The organism is Hylemonella sp. GW821-FHT12C09, assembly GCF_058807395.1.
Window position 1 is genome coordinate 597,554 of record NZ_JBXAQQ010000001.1, and the last position, 17,476, is coordinate 615,029.

The 17,476-nt window shown below is 60.8% G+C and carries 16 protein-coding genes and 1 pseudogene; 6 read left to right on the plus strand and 11 right to left on the minus strand.

Going from position 1 to position 17,476, the window contains the following annotated elements; translation table 11 throughout:
* The first annotated feature begins 18 nt into the window (after positions 1 to 18).
* Positions 19 to 663 (plus strand): SOS response-associated peptidase, encoded by a 645-nt coding sequence (locus AC1RRP_RS02945; protein WP_493033055.1) that lies wholly within the window; start codon positions 19 to 21, stop codon positions 661 to 663.
* Between the two features lie 101 nt (positions 664 to 764).
* Here AC1RRP_RS02945 and AC1RRP_RS02950 read toward each other — a convergent pair whose 3' ends face one another.
* The 3 genes and pseudogenes from AC1RRP_RS02950 to AC1RRP_RS02960 all read right to left on the minus strand — a co-directional run.
* Positions 765 to 1,532, minus strand: coding sequence for an Abi-alpha family protein (locus tag AC1RRP_RS02950; RefSeq protein WP_493033056.1), 768 nt, complete (start codon positions 1,530 to 1,532; stop codon positions 765 to 767).
* 418 nt (positions 1,533 to 1,950) lie between these two features.
* Entirely contained in the window at positions 1,951 to 2,244 is a 294-nt protein-coding gene (locus AC1RRP_RS02955) for a MarR family transcriptional regulator (protein ID WP_493033057.1), read from the minus strand.
* Positions 2,245 to 2,841: 597 nt separating this feature from the next.
* Positions 2,842 to 3,018 (minus strand): annotated as a pseudogene (locus tag AC1RRP_RS02960) (helix-turn-helix transcriptional regulator); the annotation flags it as partial.
* A gap of 167 nt (positions 3,019 to 3,185) precedes the next feature.
* Here AC1RRP_RS02960 and AC1RRP_RS02965 point away from each other — a divergent pair.
* A complete protein-coding gene (locus tag AC1RRP_RS02965; RefSeq protein ID WP_174252887.1) occupies positions 3,186 to 3,494 on the plus strand; it encodes a helix-turn-helix transcriptional regulator in 309 nt (102 codons plus the stop codon).
* Between the two features lie 1,008 nt (positions 3,495 to 4,502).
* On the plus strand, positions 4,503 to 5,462 hold the full coding sequence (locus AC1RRP_RS02970) for an IS3 family transposase (RefSeq protein ID WP_493033058.1): 960 nt from the start codon (positions 4,503 to 4,505) through the stop codon (positions 5,460 to 5,462).
* Between the two features lie 343 nt (positions 5,463 to 5,805).
* On the opposite strand, the gene AC1RRP_RS02975 is transcribed toward AC1RRP_RS02970, so the two are convergent.
* Positions 5,806 to 6,303 carry a hypothetical protein gene (locus tag AC1RRP_RS02975; RefSeq protein ID WP_493033059.1) on the minus strand — a complete coding sequence of 166 codons (498 nt, stop codon included), beginning with the start codon at positions 6,301 to 6,303 and terminating at the stop codon, positions 5,806 to 5,808.
* 62 nt (positions 6,304 to 6,365) lie between these two features.
* Here AC1RRP_RS02975 and AC1RRP_RS02980 point away from each other — a divergent pair, with 62 nt between their 5' ends.
* The 3 genes from AC1RRP_RS02980 to AC1RRP_RS02990 all read left to right on the plus strand — a co-directional run bounded on the left by AC1RRP_RS02980 (position 6,366) and on the right by AC1RRP_RS02990 (position 9,345).
* Positions 6,366 to 6,680, plus strand: a complete 315-nt coding sequence (locus AC1RRP_RS02980; protein ID WP_493033061.1) for a helix-turn-helix domain-containing protein — start codon at positions 6,366 to 6,368, stop codon at positions 6,678 to 6,680.
* A gap of 622 nt (positions 6,681 to 7,302) precedes the next feature.
* Positions 7,303 to 8,016, plus strand: a complete 714-nt coding sequence (locus tag AC1RRP_RS02985; RefSeq protein WP_493033066.1) for a hypothetical protein — start codon at positions 7,303 to 7,305, stop codon at positions 8,014 to 8,016.
* A gap of 69 nt (positions 8,017 to 8,085) precedes the next feature.
* Positions 8,086 to 9,345 (plus strand): hypothetical protein, encoded by a 1,260-nt coding sequence (locus AC1RRP_RS02990; RefSeq protein ID WP_493033071.1) that lies wholly within the window; start codon positions 8,086 to 8,088, stop codon positions 9,343 to 9,345.
* Between the two features lie 102 nt (positions 9,346 to 9,447).
* Here AC1RRP_RS02990 and AC1RRP_RS02995 read toward each other — a convergent pair whose 3' ends face one another.
* From AC1RRP_RS02995 to AC1RRP_RS03025, 7 genes are all read right to left on the minus strand, one after another.
* Positions 9,448 to 11,949 (minus strand): bifunctional diguanylate cyclase/phosphodiesterase, encoded by a 2,502-nt coding sequence (locus tag AC1RRP_RS02995; RefSeq protein ID WP_493033073.1) that lies wholly within the window; start codon positions 11,947 to 11,949, stop codon positions 9,448 to 9,450.
* A 118-nt stretch (positions 11,950 to 12,067) separates the two neighbouring features.
* Positions 12,068 to 12,727: a CBS domain-containing protein gene (locus tag AC1RRP_RS03000; protein ID WP_493033075.1), complete on the minus strand. Its 660-nt coding sequence runs from the start codon at positions 12,725 to 12,727 to the stop codon at positions 12,068 to 12,070.
* Between the two features lie 42 nt (positions 12,728 to 12,769).
* Positions 12,770 to 13,963: a radical SAM family heme chaperone HemW gene (hemW, locus tag AC1RRP_RS03005; protein WP_493033077.1), complete on the minus strand. Its 1,194-nt coding sequence runs from the start codon at positions 13,961 to 13,963 to the stop codon at positions 12,770 to 12,772.
* Between the two features lie 145 nt (positions 13,964 to 14,108).
* Positions 14,109 to 14,714 (minus strand): RdgB/HAM1 family non-canonical purine NTP pyrophosphatase, encoded by a 606-nt coding sequence (rdgB, locus tag AC1RRP_RS03010; RefSeq protein WP_493033080.1) that lies wholly within the window; start codon positions 14,712 to 14,714, stop codon positions 14,109 to 14,111.
* Complete coding sequence (rph, locus tag AC1RRP_RS03015; protein WP_493033081.1) at positions 14,714 to 15,442, minus strand: ribonuclease PH; 729 nt, start codon at positions 15,440 to 15,442, stop codon at positions 14,714 to 14,716. Before rph ends, rdgB begins: the two co-directional genes overlap by 1 nt.
* Before the next feature lie 46 nt (positions 15,443 to 15,488).
* Positions 15,489 to 16,409: a PP2C family protein-serine/threonine phosphatase gene (locus AC1RRP_RS03020; protein ID WP_493033083.1), complete on the minus strand. Its 921-nt coding sequence runs from the start codon at positions 16,407 to 16,409 to the stop codon at positions 15,489 to 15,491.
* Positions 16,406 to 17,416 carry a serine/threonine protein kinase gene (locus AC1RRP_RS03025; protein ID WP_493033434.1) on the minus strand — a complete coding sequence of 337 codons (1,011 nt, stop codon included), beginning with the start codon at positions 17,414 to 17,416 and terminating at the stop codon, positions 16,406 to 16,408. Before AC1RRP_RS03025 ends, AC1RRP_RS03020 begins: the two co-directional genes overlap by 4 nt.
* Between the last annotated feature and the right edge of the window lie 60 nt (positions 17,417 to 17,476).

Consider the following 17,476-nt stretch of genomic DNA (forward strand, 5'->3'; position numbering starts at 1 on the left):
GCTACTTAGAATCAAGGCATGTGCAGCAACTACCTGGCGCCGCCGCTTGCCGCGATCTACCGGGAGACATTCAAGGCCGAGCCTCCCCCGGGCCCGGGAGCACATCACGTCTGGCCAGGCTACGAGGCCGGCTTCATCCGCAAGGACGGTGATGGCGGGCGCCTCGCGCAGTTGGGTCGGTTTGGAATGGTGGCACCCTGGGTCAAGGACCTGAAGAAGGTGCGCAGCACGTACAACGCCAGGACCGAGACAGTCGCGGAGAAGCCCAGCTATCGGAATGCGTGGAGCATGGGGCAGCACTGCGTGGTCCCCGCGATGTCGTTCTTTGAGCCGGACTGGCGATCAGGAATCTCGATTCCGACCAACATTGCCCTGGGGAGTAGCCAGCCCATGGGAATCGCTGGGCTTTGGGATCGATGGACTTCGCCGGACGGCGAGTTGATCTACAGCTTCACCATGCTGACGATCAATGCGACAGACCACCTGCTCATGAATCAATTTCACCGTCCGGAAGATGAGAAGCGGATGGTGGTGATCCTGCCTGAGGATCAATACGATGCCTGGCTGGAGGCCAAGCCAGATGAGAGCATGGATTTCATGAAGGCGTATCCGGCTGAAGCCATGATGGCCACGGCGACGGCCGATAACCCGCAGCTCTTCTGATGCGGCAACCACCGTCCAGTGTGCAGCGACTGCAACAATCTCGATTTACCGAATACTCTGGACCATGTCGCCGTCAGTCATCAAACGCCAATCAGAACAAGTTAGCGGGGAGCCAACAGTTCGTCAGACTCAACACATGCGCGATGAAATAGATGGCCGAAAGCCGTAAGCCGAATGAAGTGATACTCGAACCCAAGGAAGCGGAACGACAGTTCTCTTGACTCGTTCGATCTTGGTTCATTTGTGTATTCAACAATCCCTAGCGCCACCAAATGCTCTAGGAACGTCAGAAATAGCTCTGGTTGTGCGAGATCTTCAGGCCGGACGGCAGCACCAAGCAACTCAGCCGCCACGAGCTCAGGCATTCTCTGCAACAGAGGGACTACCTGCTCATGCAGCAGAGCAGGTTCGCTGGGCACGAGGCGAAAAAACACGCGATGACGCTGTGCACTTAGCTGTAATAGGATCAGAATCTCGTCTGGCGCTAGTTGCCCAATAAGATGCACGAAGGCAGGGTGCGCGTCTCCGAGACGCTCCCGGTCCATCGCTCGAGCTAAAAGGTTCACATACAGGTCCGCGATTGGATTTCCATCTTCGTCCTCATGGCGAAGCTTCTCCGCCACCGGCAACATAACGGCATCGCGTGGCGCAACGCGGCGTTCCTCTGGAACCTTGTCTAGTGCCTTGGCCAGGTAACGTGCGAGCCTGTCTTGCAGCAACGCACCGTACTGGATTGGAAACAATGCTAAACGAGCCACCTTGACTGCGTCCTCGCCAATCTTGCCGAACTCGCGCATCGCGGGGGCGACTGCATCTGAGTAGGCATCCTTAATAACTGGGGAGATAAGTTCACTTGTGATTTTTTCCATAGATTGCAACCATACGGCGGACGCTTCAAGGACTCACACAGGATGGAATATACCCGTCAGGTCGTGTGTCCGTTATGGATCATTAGCTCCCGGCGAATGAGCGTTGGCCGAAGGGCCGCGACCAGCCTTGAACCGACGTTGTCATGACGACAGACCGGAGTGCAGCGTTCGGGACCTCTGGCGCCTGGTGGCGGTAGCCGGCCAGAAGCCGACATTGAGTCGAGCTTGGTCGGAGGCAGCTTCAGGCTGATCTGCGTCACTCGGCTTCAGCGGCGTCAATGACTGTGGCGACAATTACCGGACATCCAACAGGCAGCGGCTCATGTGGCCGCTGTACCGCCGAGACCGGACACTCGATGTTCGGAACAGGCAAGCCGCCTCTTGCAGTGGGGCTAAGTCATGTCTGCGGCCGTATCGCTCATAGATGATGGAAATAAGCGGTATTGAGCTTGTAAGTGTGGAGCCTTCCCACCTTGGGACCACGCAGCACAAACCCCGCCTTGAGCAACGTCTGCATGCCGTTTGTGACTGTAGCGATGGTCAGGCCCAGTTCATCAGCAAGCTGGCTGAGATTCAGAGGCTGTCCAGAAATGGGCAGGAGACCGACCAATTTCCAGAGCAGCAACGCAGTGGCTTGAGTCAGGCCCGGCTGCTTTGCTAAACTGGCAATGGCACGTTCTGTCAGGACGATTGCGCGTGATGCGGACGCCATACATATAATTAATTTTATTAATATAATTCATTATATACATTCAGGAAGGCGCATGGATATTGCGCTGACAAGGCACCTCAACATCCATGACCGCTAAAAATCCAAGACAAATGTCGAAATTCCGCTCGCCCACAATCCACCGGCAGAAATCACTGCGCTAGCGTCGGCTGTGATGGCAATGTCGGTTCAAGGCTGATTGCCGCCGCTAGATTTTGAAGCGCCAATGACTGCAGCCAGCGATGCCGGTCATTGAGAAGCTTTCAGGCTGGTCGGCCGCCTCAGAGCGCGAAGCGGCCGGTCAAGGCACTTTTGCCGCAGATGGTCATGAGGGCGATACTTGGACCAGCGGGTGGCCCCTACTTGCCTCCTGATGACATGACCTTCTCCTGGTTGAAGGCCCGGCCAGCGTATCAGTTCTGCTTTGCCCGGTGGTCCAGCCGCAGGGGTTCACTCCAATCACTGTCCACAGTGGATCAGATTTCGGCGGAATTCAACAGGCGTGTACACCTGAGCGTTTGTAGCCACTGCTCACCCTTCGCGAAGGGCCTCTCCGCTCACTCAATCGTCAATAGGCTTCGATCCGTCATCGCCAAGGACGATAGAGGGACTTGGATCACCCGACTCGACGGCAGTCAGCGTCGTGCGTGAGACCCCGGCGCGTTTGGCCATCTCGACCGTGCCAAAGCCTCGGGCTTTACGCAACCGCTTGAGACGGTCACCAAGCTGTAAAAGTGATTGGCGGTCAAGAATGCTGAGTGAGTCGTGCGTGATCATTTGTCCACGATACTAGACAAGTAAACATGGCCTATCGACTTGGCAAGGCTTGCTTTTATTGTTCTGGGATTTTGGTTCTAATAAAAACCAATAAGCCTAACTTTTCATTTATTGGTCTTAAAGAAAGCCAATAGCATCAAGTCCTAAATCGATCTACTGATCAACCCATGGCAAAAGATCTCTCTACGCCGGCCGAGCTCGAAGTAACGTTGGGTGAGCAAATCCGTGCTGCTCGATTGCTACGGAACTTATCCCAGGAAGCGCTGGCCCGGGATGCTGGTGTCTCCCGTACAGCGGTGCGCAATCTTGAGGGCGGGAAAGGAGCCACGGTCGAGACTCTGGTGCGGGTCCTAAAGGCCATGGAAAGGACGGATTGGATCTCAATGCTGCAGCCGACGGTCACCATCAGTCCGCTGCAGATGCTGAAATCTATATCGCCCCGCCAGCGGGCTCGTGCGTCAAAAGAGCAAGATTGACTGAAACTCCCCCGGAGAATTCACGGCACGCCCGGTGCCGCAAGTAATGTCAAAGCGGCAATACCATGACCATGCGGTGTCATCTAGTATCTGCATTGAACTTTTCGGCAAACCACCCAATCTCAGTTCAAGAAATACTTGTGTAATTCATTAAATTAGTGTGATTCACAGTTGTGGCGGGAATGTCACTTCAAGGCTGGTTGCCGTCGGTCAACTTTGGCAAGCCAGTGACCGCTGACGCCAATACCGAACATTACCCATTTCTACGGTTGAATGACTGCAGTACCTCCCAGAGCAGACATTTCGGGAATCGAGCCTCATCACGCCATCCAACAGCAGCTTTCCCGCTCCCGGAACTGGCGCTTCCGCTGCAATGCCGTCATCGACTTGAGCGTGCCGAACGTCGGCTGGGCAGCGGTTGCCGTCATCCGAAGTGTAGGGCTAGGCGCACTCTTAAAGACCGGAAGCCGTCATTGGCTCACCGGTCTATTTGCCCTCATCGATGTCGGCGACCGCGTAACAGGCTAAGCAACGGCTGGGCGGCGAATCCTGCGCTATGGCGCGTGTTTTGGAACCGACGCCGAGGCTTCCAGAATGCTATTACGGATTACGAAACAACCGGTCTCGAAGGTATTGCGGTCGTACGATAGGTTGGCCGTCGAATGAACGGTGACGGCCGGTGCCGTCTTTCAGGCCAACTACCGCGACCGACTCAGATCGGCCTATATCGGTCAGCTGGTACAGGATCCTTGAGCTATCGGGTGCCCTCGAGCGCAAGGTCGGCCAGCTCACCATGGAGCTGGAATTGGATAAAAAAACACCGCGCCTGCGCCTCGTGAACGACAACGAGAACTTCTCGATCATCACCGGCCTCAAGCCTGCTCCATTCGACGGGGGTGCCAAGTGATCGATCTGCCGCGCAGCACCTTCTACTACCGCTCGACGGCAGTTCACGAGAGTCTGGGCGATGCCAGGCTCACCGAGCTGATTTAGATCATTCAGGATGACTTGTCGGGCTATGGGTACCGACGCGTGACGCACGAATTGCGGCGCCGCGGCCACGTGGTCAATCACAAGCGAGTCGCGCGCGTCATGAAGGCACAGGGCCTGGGCATCAAGCCGCGCAGGCGATTCGTCCGCACCACCGACAGCAAGCACAACTCGCCGATCTTCCCCAACCTGTACCGCAACGTCATTCCCTCTCGGACAAACGTCGTGTGGGTTGCCGACTTCACCTACATCCAGATGGCCTCAGGATTCTGCTACCTGGCGGCGATTCTGGACGCTTGCAGCCGCAAGGTGGTGGGTTACGCGATCTCGCGCAACATCGATACGACGCTGGCCCTGGCGGCACTGAGATCCGCAGTGAAAGGCCGGCAGGCTTTGGCGGGCTGCATCTTCCATACGGACCGAGGGGCGCAATACGCAAGTGAATCCTACCGCCGGGCCCTGCAGGAGGCCGGCATGAAAGGCTCCATGAGCTCGCCTGGCAATCCGTATCACAATGCACAGGCCGAGAGCTTCATGAAGACGCTCAAGGTCGAAGAGGTCTACATCAGCGGCTATGAGACCTTCGGCGATGTCGCAGCGCGTTTGCCGAGGTTCATTGATGAGGTCTACAACGCCAAGCGCCTGCACTCGGCTACCGGTCACCCAACGAGTTCGAAGAGCAACTGGTCCGGCAATTGGCTTAGATCTGACTCCCGGTGGTCCAGCTGCAGGGGTTCACTCCAATCTCTGTCCTTAGTGGGTCAGATTTCGGCGGAATTCAACACTGCCGCCTACACACCGAAGAAAATCCATCCTGCAATTTCCTGTTTGGCTCTGCATCGTCGATCTATTGATGCGGATCGGCCAACGACCGAGTGCGATTCATCAGCCACTTCACCTCGTCCTCATTCAGGCCCCATCCTTGGCCCCGAACCCTGTGCTCGGTCTCCTTGTAAAAGGCATCAATGTCAGAGATGAGATCCGCCGCAAGCTTGCGTTGTGTCCGTGCTGCGAGCTGTTGAGCCAAGTCTTCGCAGTAACTCCATCGCTCGAATCGCTCCTCCTCAGTCAGACCAACTACGAAACGACCGTCGATCTTGCGGGCGATAAATTTGTCTTGTGTTCCAGGGATTGTCGAGGCAGTGAACCCTCGGGGGAAGTCTTCAGGAACTTCATTCATATTGTTTGTCTGGAGAAGTGGACCAGGTTGGTCTGGCTTATATAAATCGCAGCTTGACTGTCAAGGAAGCTGCTACACAGTCCGGAGTCGGTGCTAACGCGCTACTCTAGGCGCCCTATTCATGCAGTACGAGGCCATCAGTCAACTCATATTGGAAAACCTAATTCGCAGAACAAGCTCCTTTTGCTGCCCGTCATAAGTGCCATTCGGAAAGTCCCAGTATTTCGCTCCGCTTGTAGTTTCAAGAACTCCCCGCCCCAGCATGGGAAGTCCCGCATGTGAGGATTCAGCCAAACCCCATACCGCAGCGAGCGGCTCCATTTGCCACCGGTTCATCGACTCTGAAAGAGGCGGCAGAAGAACATGGACTTCCGCCAAGGTGTAAGTATCGACATCAAGCGACTCGGTAAATGAAACTAAGTCTTCAAGGTTCGCTACGAGTAGAGTGCGGCGCATGAGGGCCGAGTCTTCAATGAAATCAGATGGTATGGAGTCGGTATCCCCAGACCCGGTCTGAACGACAGAAACAATGAACCAAGGTTTCTCTATGCAGACTTCTGCAGAGCGCCATACGGATTCGCCAGCATCCGAGATGAGCGCTTCCAGCTTGGAACGATGGGCTTCATTAGTAATAAACATATTATTAAATGAACACTATAGGTTGTAGCTCTTTGGGGTTCATTATCGCGTAATCCGTGACTATGTCGCGGAAGTTTTTGAAGACAAATAATTTTGCTGAAGCCCTTAAGGCGCTTCGCCTTAGCTCAGGCCGCTCTCAAGAATCGTTTGGTCTTGTGTCCAGCAGAACCTACTTGAGTGTCCTGGAGCGGGGCTTGAAATCGCCAACTTTGGGGAAGGTTGACATCCTTGCTCAAGAACTGGGCATCCATCCTCTGACCCTTCTGACCCTCTCTTACATTGACTTGAATTCCAACGGCTTAGCCGACTTGGAGTCAGTTTTTCAGCGAGTCCACAGTGAACTCAAACGCTTAGACTCTGCTCAGAAAAGGGGCTGAAAAGTACGACCAACCACTTCGTACACGAGGATGCTATGGAAGACCGCCAAAAATTCAGTGGTTTTTGCCACCAGCGGCTGAGTCGACACGGTCTTTGGCCGTAGGGCATTGACCTTAGTTTCTAACTTACACAGGCTAATCAAGAATTTTGCGGTGTAAGACTCCCTGCCAAGCAATTCACATGGAGCACCTCCGACCCTTCTAGTTGCACATTTGTGCATCGAATTCAATGAAGGGAAATTGCCTGAGATTCTGGATTTCCATCTGGAATTTGGTTTAGATAACAGTTCGAATCTCACCGCTTCCGCCAGACCAGTACTCACGCATTTTTGTCTTTCCATGGGCCTGCTCATGGATGACGCTCCTCTTCCCCAGCCCCAAGCCGCATGTCACCTCCCCCGTTTGTGGGATGGTCAAACCCATGGGCCTGCCCAAGAATGGGCCAAGCAACTCAGAAACGCGGCGGGTGGCCTCTGATTCAGCTCCGCGCCCCGTACCTCTGAGCCGTTCATGACGCGCACCGCGTCATGGAGCCGTGAGACGCGGAACAACTGGGGAACATTCCATGCACCGGAATTCAATGGTTGGATGGAGGCAGCTTTCGTCGTGTGACGCCGGCCTGATGCGTCTGCTACGCATCAGCGCGCTGTCGTTCATCACGCTGACGATGTTTGGCTGCGCGTCCCCCTGGAGCATTGAACGGGTGACCGTCAATCCCGTTGTTCTCGTTGCTCCCGCGACCGCGGGTGGCCCGGGCGGGTTACAGCTCGTGGAAGCTGTCGTGCAGTACCGCAGAGACCCCAATTTCAACGGCAGTATCCACACCATCGTCACCCTCTTTCTCTACCCGCCCAACGCCAACCGGCATTTTTCAGTCATCCACCTCCCCACCGCCCGTGCCAACGCCAGCCGCACCGAAGACGTGATCTTTCATGCCATCTGCAGGCGCATCGAGCACGCCAATGGCCCGGCCTCGGTCGAGCTCTATGTTCAAACAGCGGCCGGGTCCGGCGGCTCGGCGACTGTCCAGGGGACGACACAAGCCAGCACCCAAGCGGAAGTCGATGTGGCCAGCAGGACGGACACCACCAACCCCAACGACTGGCCCGTGCAACAACGTGCCCTACGGGTACCCATCACCTGCCTGCGGGACGACCCGGCAGCACCCCGACCACCGGCCATACCGCCGCCGCCACTGACGCCGCAACAGAAATGCGTTCGCGACTGCCTCATGGAACGCAACGCCTGCATGGCGGAAGTGACCGAAGCGGACGGCCCGCGCCCGCAGCAATGCGCCACCGGACTGATCGCCTGCCAGCGCAGTTGCCGGCCCTGAATCCATCAGGCCCGTATGCCACACACAGCAAGACCAAAACATTTCTCACACATCATTCAGGAGAAAAAGATGTCCAAGCCATACCTTACCCGCGTGCTGTCACTGTTCTTGATGGCGGCATCCGCTCTGATCGTAGGGTGCCAGTCCACGCCCTTGGGCACAACCGCCCAGGAGCTGGCCAGAGATCAGTTGGGCGTTTCCATCCTCACGGTCAACCTGCACGACATCATGAACGTGCCGCACAGCGCGACCGGCGTCACGTGGCAGACCCGTTACACGCGCATCTTCACCTGGATGCGGGACACGGGCAACTTCCCCGATGTCATCGCACTCCAGGAGGCACCGGGACAATGGACCTGCCCGACCGATGACCGGCGCCTGCCAGACTATGCAGCCCTTGATTTCCTGATGGACGGTATCCGCAACGCGGGGGGCGAGCAGTACCGCATCGCCTATCTGCTGGCCGGTAAGGGGCACATGGCTGACGGCACCGCATGGATCGGCAGCGCACCGGCGCAGTTCTGCTCCACACAGGGAGGTCTGGCACTGCTCTATCGTCCCAGCCGCGTCAGAAACGTCATCACCCAGCCCAGCCCCGGCGACTCGGTGGTGTCTCCTTACACCGCCCCCTTCCCACTCCAGAGCACCTATCTGGCCAGAAGCATGCAATGCTGCGCCCCGGCAGCCGACCGGACCGATGTATGCCCACTCATCGACGGCCCGCTGGTCACCCCCCTGGCCACCCATCATGAACCGTCCAAAGCCGTCTGCCCGACACCGCTGGGTCTGGCGTGGACAAGGGGCCGCCTGGCAACACAGGGCGTAGACCGCACCCGCCCGACGTCCGATGCGGCCTTCAGCCGCTTCGAACTGGTTCGCCAGCCGGGCAACTACGTGCACATCTACAACGTGCACCGGGGATGGAATACGGACAACCCGCAGAACCTCCAGATACTGGACTTCGGCTCGCAGAACATCAACCAGCTCGTGACGGACATGGAGAGCCGGTTCCAGTCCTCCGGCCCGCTGCTGTACCCGCCCATTCTGGTCGGCGATTTCAATGTCGGCTCGCGGCCGGACACGCGCTTGCTGGATTCCTTTTTCCCGAGGTTCAAAGTAGCGGCATGGTCCAACGGTGGTGAGGTAGACGGCGCCATGTTCGGCAGAGGAAGCGGTGACATACCCAACTTTCCTCCGGCGAAACAGACGCCCTATGCCAACCTGGTGCAGCACATGCCCGCGCTGGCCGACGGCGAAAACTGCGAAACGCAGACCAAGCTCTGGTCCGACCACTGCGCGCTTTTCTTCCGGGTCGAGCCCTCGAGGTGATGACGGGACCGGTCTTGATCAGAGCTTTTTCAGCCCCCCCGGCTGACCGGACTTTGGGCCATTTCGCGCAAACCAGTCGCCTGTGCCGCGCCAGACACCCGCTCAGGCGGGCTGATTCGAGGGCGTGCAGGCGGGTTGCGCCACCGCACGGCGCAAGAACTCCGTCATCTCCGATGCCGGCATGGGCCGGGCGAAGTGGTACCCCTGGGCTTCGTCGCAGCCGTAGCGGCACAAGCTGGCCAGCATCTCTTCGGTTTCCACGCCTTCGGCAATGGTCTTGAGGCTGAGGCTGTGCGCCATCTGGATAACGGCGCGCACGATGGCAGCATCGTCCTCCTCCTTGCCCAGGTCGCGCACGAAACTCTGGTCGATCTTGAGCTTGTCGATGTCGAAACGCTTGAGGTAGGACAGGCTGGAATACCCCGTTCCGAAGTCGTCGATGGACAGTTTCACACCTATGTGCTTGAGCCGCTTGAGGCTGGCCAGAACACCCTCGGCGTTCTGGATCAGGATGGACTCGGTCAGCTCCAGCTCCAGCAGTTGCGGCGACAAACCCGATTCTTCCAGCGCACGCAGCACCGACTGTTCGACATCGCCGCGCTTGAACTGCACGGCCGAGAGGTTGACGGCCATGGTCAGTTCCGGCAAGCCTGCGCGCTGCCAGGCCACGGCTTGGCGACAGGCTTCGCTCAGCACCCAGACACCGATAGGCACGATCAGGCCGCTCTCCTCGGCCACCGGGATGAAACGGGCGGGGGAGATCAGGCCGCGATCGGGGTGGCGCCAGCGCAGCAGCGCCTCGACACCGACGACGGCGCCGCTACCCAGGTCAATCTGAGGCTGGTAGTGCAAGGTGAGTTCGGCGCGCTCCAGCGCGCGGTGCAGGCCGTTGCGCAGGCTGAGGTGCTCGAAGGCTTCCACATTCATGGCCGCGTCGAAAAAACGGTAGGTGTTGCGGCCAGCCTGCTTGGCTTGGTACATGGCCACATCGGCCTTCTTGCGCAGGGTCTCCAGATCACCACCGTCGTCAGGGTAGATCGCCACGCCCATGGAAGCCGAGGTGACGATTTCCTGCCCCCCCAGCATCACCGGCTCCTGCAAGCTCTCCATCAGGGCGGAAGCCAGCAGGGCCACATCATCGGCATGTCGCAGGCCCGGCATCAGCACGTAAAACTCGTCACCACCCTGGCGGCTCACCACATCCACGTCACGCGCCTTCACCCGCAGGCGCCGGGCCACTTCGCGCAGCAGGGCATCGCCGCTGTCATGCCCAAGGATGTCGTTGATGCCCTTGAAGTTGTCCAGGTCCAGCAGCAGAAGGGCGGCGCGCGCCTCGGGGTGCAGGGACTGGGCGGTCAGCTGCGCAAACTGCTCCTGCAGCAAGCGGTGGTTGGGCAGGCCGGTCAGCGTGTCGTGATAGGCCAGGAACTCGATACGCTTCTCGGCCGCCAGCTGTTCGGTGATGTCGCGGCCCACGCCCTGGTAGCCGAGAAATTCGCCGTCTTCGTCAAACAGGGGGCTGCCGTTGGCCGCCAGGGTGCGGACCCTGCCGGGCGCCACCTCGACCTGGTAGACGAAATCCCGGAAAGGTTCGTGCCGCTCCAGCTGGGCACGGTGCGCCTGCCACTGCTCGGCGCTCACCCCCAGCACAGGCAATTCCCAGCGGGTCCGGCCCAGCATGGCCTGCATCTCCATGCCATGGAACGACTGGGACACCTTGACGAAGCGAAAGTTTCTATCCTGCTCCCAGTAGCCATCGACAGACAGCTCCGTCAGCGCCCGGAACCGCCCTTCGCTCTTGCGCAGGGCTTCGTAAGGCTGGCGAATCGCCAGCACGAAAACGTTCTGGTAGAGGAAGGCATAGGACACGATCTTGAAGACGTGGCCGAAGATGTTCAGGAAATCCGACGGTGCCTTGTAGTTGGAGAAGACGATCTCGCCCATGGCCATCACCAGGCAGGACGAGGCAAAGGCGAAGGAACGCTGGCGGTTGTCTGCGCCTGCGCGGTAGACAAAAAGGAAGGCCAGCGCCCCATAACCCAGGAACAGGCCGTACTCGTAGTTGCGCTTGAAGGTCGTGACACCGCTGCCGGTAACGAAGGTGGTCGGCACCCATTCCATCCCCCAGGTTCCCAGCCAGAACAGGGCGGCGCTAGCCAAGGCAGCGATGCCCAGCCAGACGTAGCGCGAGAGTTGCAGGCGCAGGCGCAGCGCCACCAGCAGCAGGGTCAGCAGCACCAGGGTGCGACCGGCCAGCCAGAAGAAGATGGCGCGGGGCGTGGAGCTGTCGGTGACCAGCCTGGGCATGCCGTCATAGGTCAGGGCATGCACCAGGTCCACGAAGGCCACCACGGCGAAGCCGGTCAGCAGGACGCCCGACTCGGGCCGGCTCTGGTGCTTGAGGTCATGCCAGGAGACCACCCCGATCAGGATCGCGACGATGACGGCAAACAGCTCCAGCACCAGATGCAGCTGCAGCATGCTGGAAGCCCGGTCTTCGAAAAGAGGGAAAGGCGGCAGGGACATGGCCACCAAAAACCCCAGCACGGCCGGCAGAAAATACCGGGCGTCGCAGCGCCAGTAAGTCTTCAGGTTTGCGAGCACCGAATGTATCTCCCCGTCATGGTTCGAGTGCGGTCAACTTGCGGCGTTCCATCAGGACACGACAGGCAGGGCCTGCTGATCGATGGATGGTAATCGAGGGTGCAGTTTCTCTCCAGGCTCAACTCCACAGATCCAGCGGTGGATCGTGCACTACTGCACGCAAAATGTCGCTACGCGAGATGAAGCCGGTGACCTGCCCCTCCTCGGCCACCACCGGCAGGCCCGGGAGCCGGGTGTCGAGCAGCACGCGCGCGACACGGCGCAGGTCGATGTCTTCGGACACGGCCGGCACCGGACTGAGCATGACCGCCGAGACCGGCTGCATCAGCAGGGCGCGCCAGACCAGGCTGGGTGCATCGGGCTGGGGCAGGCGATCGAGGTTCAGCAGTTCGGCCCGTGTCAGCAAGCCGACCAGCTCGCCCAGGGCATTGGTGACGGGCGCCTGACCCAGGCCGGCACGACCCAGCATCTGCCAGGCCTGCAGCACGGTCAGGTCCTGCCCCACGGTGGTGGCACCCCGGCTCATGACGTCGGCCACCCGGGTGAGGGGATGCCGGACCGGCTGGCCACCGCCGGCTTGCGCATAAGCCGACAGGGCGGCGCCTGCCAGGGTGTGGGGCGCTGCCACGTCGCGGGCTGCCACGGGGCTGACCGGTGCCGTCTGATGCTGGGCTTCGAGGCGGCGTGCGCGGGTGACCGCGCGCAAGGCCTCGACGCGCCAGAGGTCTTCCATCGCACCCTTGAACAGGCGCCCGCTTTCACCGTAGATCGAGAACATGCCGGTCCTCCATGCACTGTCGTGCACAGACTATAGCCGGCGTCAGGCGGGATCGGGAAGGAACAAACCCTGCAGATCGCTGAGGAAGTCGAAGCCGCGCGCGGTGGGCTGGACACGCTGCAAGTCGCGCGTGATCCAGCCTTTGCGCTCCGCTTCTTCCAGCTGGCGCGTGATGGCCGTGATGGCCAGACCGGTGCGTTCGCTGAACTCGCCCAGGGCAAAACCCTGGCGCAGGCGCAGGGCGTTGAGCATGAACTCGAAGGGCAGGTCTGCGCGCTTGACCTCCTCTTCCTGCGAGACGGCGTTGCCGGCCAGCGCGCGCTCCATGTACAGGCGCGGCTCGCGTGTGCGCACCTGGCGCACGATGCGGTGCGCAAAACTGATCTTGCCGTGCGCGCCGGCGCCGATGCCCAGGTAATCACCGTACTGCCAGTAATTGAGGTTGTGCCGGCAATGGTGGCCGGTGCGCGCATAGGCCGAGACCTCGTAGCGCTGCAGGCCGGCCAGGCCGGTGCGCTCGGTGATCAGGTCCAGCATGGCGTAGGCGGTGTCGTCCTCGGGGATCTGGGGCGGGTGTTTGGCGAAGTAGGTATTGGGCTCGATGGTCAGGTGGTAGATCGAGAGATGGGGCGGTGCAAAGGCCAGGGCCTGGTCGATTTCCTGGCGCAGGTCCTCTAGGCTCTGGCCCGGCAGCGCGTACATGAGGTCGAGGTTCCAGGTGTCGAAACTGCGCGCGGCCTCTTCCAGCGCGGCGATGGCCTGGGCGCTGTCGTGCACCCGGCCGATGCGCCGCAGGTGCTCGTCCTTGAAGCTCTGCACGCCCACCGACAGGCGCGTCACGCCCGCATCGCGGAAGGCGCGGAAGCGCTCCTTCTCGAAAGTGCCGGGATTGGCCTCCAGCGTGATCTCGCAGTCGGCCGAGAGCTTGAGCCGCGCACGGATGTCGGACAGCAGGCGGGCGATGGACTCAGGCGCAAACAGGCTGGGCGTGCCGCCACCCAGGAAGATGCTGTGCACGGTACGCCCCCAGACCAGCGGCAGCGCGCTTTCCAGATCGGCCACGAGCGCGTCGAGGTAACGCTGCTCGGGCATGTCGGCCGCGCGCATCTCATGCGAGTTGAAATCGCAATACGGGCACTTCTTGAGACACCAGGGCAGGTGCACGTAGAGAGAGAGCGGCGGCAGGCTCGCCAGCTGCAGCGTACCGGGGCGCAGGTAGTGCTGGATGTCGTGCATGTTGAGAGTCAGCCCTGTGCCACGAGGACTGGAAGCGCGCAACCTGCGCAATGATCTAACCGGGAAACACCGTGGAACCGGCTTTGCCGGGCCACTGGTGTTGCCCCCTTGAGGGGGAGACGGCGACAGCCGGCACAGGGGTGTTTCATGTCAACCAACGCTCGCGGATCAGCTCGACCATGGCCTTGGCAGCGCGGCCACGGTGGCTGTTGGCGTTCTTGACCTCGATCGGCAGCTCGGCAAAGGTTTTGCCGAACTCGGGGATGTACATCACCGGGTCGAAGCCGAAGCCGTTCGTGCCCAGGCGCTCACGCGCGATCTCGCCTTTTACGCGGCCCACGGCCACCAACGGCTCGGGATCGTCGGCCGAACGCAGGGCGACCAGGGTACTGACCATGGCGGCGCGGCGGTTGCTGATATTTTTCATCTGCTCCAGCAGGGCCGTGACGTTGTTGTCGTCACCCTTGGCGTAACCGAACTGCGTGGCGTAGTAGGCCGTGTCGACGCCGGGCAGGCCGCCGAAGGCGTCCACGCACAGGCCTGCGTCGTCCGCGATGGCAGGCAAGCCGCTGAGTTTCGCGGCATGGCGGGCCTTGGCCAGGGCGTTTTCCAGGAAGGTACGAAACGGCTCCTCGGCTTCGGGGATGTTCAGTTCACCCTGGCGCACCAGCGCCAGGCCGAGCGGCGCCAGCATGTCCTGCAACTCGCGCAGCTTGCCGGCGTTGTTGGAAGCGAGGACGATCTTGTTCATCAGGACTTCAGCGCCTCGTCTTGCAGGCGCACCAGCTCCTTGACGCCCGACTCGGCCAGCGCCAGCAGGCGGTCCATCTCCTGGCGGCTGAAGGCCGCGCCCTCAGCCGTGCCCTGCACCTCGATGTAGTGGCCCGCGCCCGTCATCACCACGTTCATGTCGGTATCGCAGGCCGAGTCTTCGGTGTACTCCAGGTCCAGCAAGGGCGTGCCCTGCACGATGCCCACCGAGATGGCGGCCACGTGACCCGTGATGGGCGAGGCGGTGAGTTTGCCGGCGGCCAGCAATGTGTTGACCGCATCCTGCGCGGCGACAAAAGCGCCGGTGATGGCGGCGGTGCGCGTGCCGCCGTCGGCCTGCAACACGTCGCAGTCCAGGGTGATGGTGCGCTCGCCCAGCTTCTTCAGATCGAAAACGGCACGCAGGGAGCGACCGATCAGGCGCTGGATCTCCTGCGTGCGACCGGTCTGCTTGCCGCGCGCGGCCTCGCGGTCGCTACGGGTGTGGGTGGCGCGCGGAAGCATGCCGTATTCGGCCGTCACCCAGCCCTCGCCGCTGCCCTTCTTGTGCGGTGGTACGCGCTCTTCCACCGAAGCGGTGCAGAGTACCTTGGTATTGCCGAACTCGATGAGCACCGAGCCTTCGGCGTGGATGGTGTAGCTGCGCGTGATGCGCACCGGGCGCAACTGGCCAGCAGCGCGACCGCCGCTACGTGCAAATTCAGTCATGGCTTCACCTGAAGAAGAAAGGGCGATGCCGCCGGGTGCGCGGCACTCAGTTGTTGCGGCGCGCGGCGGTGCGGCGGATCGCTTCGTTGATCTCGGCGATCGAGCGTTCGATGGCCTCGTCGTCCAGGTCCTCAACGAGGCCCTCCACGCCGCCGGCCTGCACCGTGGAGGCGAAGACGCCGTCGTTGATGCTGTCCGTGGTGACACTGCCACGGGTCTCCTCGAAGCCGTCGGGTGTCTCCCACTCCATGGCGATCACGGTCACGTTGTCGCTGCTGGCGCCGGCTTTCTCCAGCGCCTTGTCGACCAGGTCGGGCACGGCGCGCGCGACCGGCTTGAGTCCCAGGTCATAGGTGATCTCGATGTCCGACAAGGCGCTCCACAGGCCGTCCGAGCACAGCAGGATGCGGTCGCTCTGCTGCAGGTTGATCGGCCCCATGACATCGAACACCGGGTTGGCCGGCGAACCCAGGCAGGTGAAGAGCACGTTGCGATTGGTCTTCTCGCCGGTCTTGGCCCCGGGCGGCACTTCGTCCTGACGCTGCTCCATATAGGAATGGTCGCGGGTGCGCGCCAGCATCTCGCCGTCGCGCACCATGTACAGGCGCGAATCGCCGCAGTGCACCCAGCACACGCTGTCGCCCTGGATCAGTGCCGCCACGAAAGTGGTGCGCGGGGTATCCAGCATGTTCTTGCTGGCGGCATACGTCAGGATCTGGCGATGCGCCAGCAGGATCGACGACGCCAGGAAGGCGCGCGGGTCCTTGATGCCGGTCTTGGTTTCCTGCTGGAAGGCGGCCGAGACCACCTGCAGCGCGAGCTGGGCCGCCACCTCGCCTTCCGGGTGGCCCCCCATGCCGTCGGCCAGCAGGAACAGCGCAGCGTCACGCGTGTAGCAGTAGCCCATGCGGTCTTCGTTGGTGCCACGCCCGCCCCTGCGACTGATCTGGAAAACGGAAAATTTCATTTCTGTCGGGCGACGGGCGCGCCGGTCACGCTTTTGACGCTCTTCTTGGTATCGGCCACCATGGTGTCGAACTGCAGGCGCATCTTTTCGGCCATGCTGAGCTTGGTGTAACGACGCTCACCCTCGCGGCTAAGTTCTTTCTGCAAGGCGAATACCGATTGCGGGCGCGACAGGGGGTCCAGCGCCATGGTCCATTCCACCACCTCGATCAGGTTGTCGGAATAGACGCCACGCAGGCGCGCCAGTGCAGTGGTCAGGCGGTCCTTCTCAAGGCGCTGGGGTGCCTCGTTGGGCGGGTAGCCCTGCATGCATGCATAGATGCAGGCGCCGATGGCGTAGATGTCGGTCCACGGCCCCATGGCGGCGTCGCGCCGGTACATCTCGGGCGCCGCAAAACCGGGCGTGTACATGGGACGGATGAAGTTGCCTTCCTTGCTCAGCACCTCGCGCGCGGCGCCGAAGTCGATCAGCACCGAGCGGTTGTCGTCGGTGATGAAGATGTTGGCCGGCTTGATGTCCAGGTGCAGCATCTTGTGCTGGTGGACGATGCGCAAACCGCGCAGGATCTCGTCGAACAGCGAGCGGATGGTGGACTCGCGGAACACCTTCTGCTGCTTCTGGTCGCGCGCGGTGATGATGAAATCCTGCAGGGACGCGCCCTCCAGGTAGTTCATCACCATGTAGACGGTCTCGTTCTCGCGGAAGAAGTTCAGCACGCTGACCACCGAGGGGTGGGAGATCTGTGCGAGCGAGCGGCCTTCCTCGAAAAAGCTCTTAAGGCCAAGACGATAGAGCGAGAGTTTTTCGGTCGTGACCTGGGGCAGCAGTTCGCCGGGCCCACGGGCCACGAGGGAAGCCGGCAGGTATTCCTTGATCGCGACCTGCTGGCCCTCCGGGTCGATGGCCAGGTACACAACGCCAAAGCCTCCGGCTGCCACCTTGCGGACGACACGGTAACCGCCGATCAGGGTCTCCGGAGATAAGGGTGCTGGTTTGACCTTGGACATCATTCTCGTTGGGCTACTCCGATGACCGGGCCCAATCCGGTTATTCTCGGGGTCGTTATA

Bases quoted from the DNA above. Each gene is read 5' to 3' on its own strand.
- hemW (WP_493033077.1), bottom strand. From the start codon at position 13,963: ATGCACGACATCCAGCACTACCTGCGCCCCGGTACGCTGCAGCTGGCG.
- AC1RRP_RS02990 (WP_493033071.1), top strand. From the start codon at position 8,086: ATGTCCAAGCCATACCTTACCCGCGTGCTGTCACTGTTCTTGATGGCG.
- AC1RRP_RS03025 (WP_493033434.1), bottom strand. From the start codon at position 17,416: ATGTCCAAGGTCAAACCAGCACCCTTATCTCCGGAGACCCTGATCGGC.
- AC1RRP_RS02945 (WP_493033055.1), top strand. From the start codon at position 19: ATGTGCAGCAACTACCTGGCGCCGCCGCTTGCCGCGATCTACCGGGAG.
- AC1RRP_RS03000 (WP_493033075.1), bottom strand. From the start codon at position 12,727: ATGTTCTCGATCTACGGTGAAAGCGGGCGCCTGTTCAAGGGTGCGATG.
- AC1RRP_RS02955 (WP_493033057.1), bottom strand. From the start codon at position 2,244: ATGGCGTCCGCATCACGCGCAATCGTCCTGACAGAACGTGCCATTGCC.
- rdgB (WP_493033080.1), bottom strand. From the start codon at position 14,714: ATGAACAAGATCGTCCTCGCTTCCAACAACGCCGGCAAGCTGCGCGAG.
- AC1RRP_RS02965 (WP_174252887.1), top strand. From the start codon at position 3,186: ATGGCAAAAGATCTCTCTACGCCGGCCGAGCTCGAAGTAACGTTGGGT.
- AC1RRP_RS02950 (WP_493033056.1), bottom strand. From the start codon at position 1,532: ATGGAAAAAATCACAAGTGAACTTATCTCCCCAGTTATTAAGGATGCC.
- AC1RRP_RS02975 (WP_493033059.1), bottom strand. From the start codon at position 6,303: ATGTTTATTACTAATGAAGCCCATCGTTCCAAGCTGGAAGCGCTCATC.
- rph (WP_493033081.1), bottom strand. From the start codon at position 15,442: ATGACTGAATTTGCACGTAGCGGCGGTCGCGCTGCTGGCCAGTTGCGC.
- AC1RRP_RS02985 (WP_493033066.1), top strand. From the start codon at position 7,303: ATGCGTCTGCTACGCATCAGCGCGCTGTCGTTCATCACGCTGACGATG.
- AC1RRP_RS02980 (WP_493033061.1), top strand. From the start codon at position 6,366: ATGTCGCGGAAGTTTTTGAAGACAAATAATTTTGCTGAAGCCCTTAAG.
- AC1RRP_RS03020 (WP_493033083.1), bottom strand. From the start codon at position 16,409: ATGAAATTTTCCGTTTTCCAGATCAGTCGCAGGGGCGGGCGTGGCACC.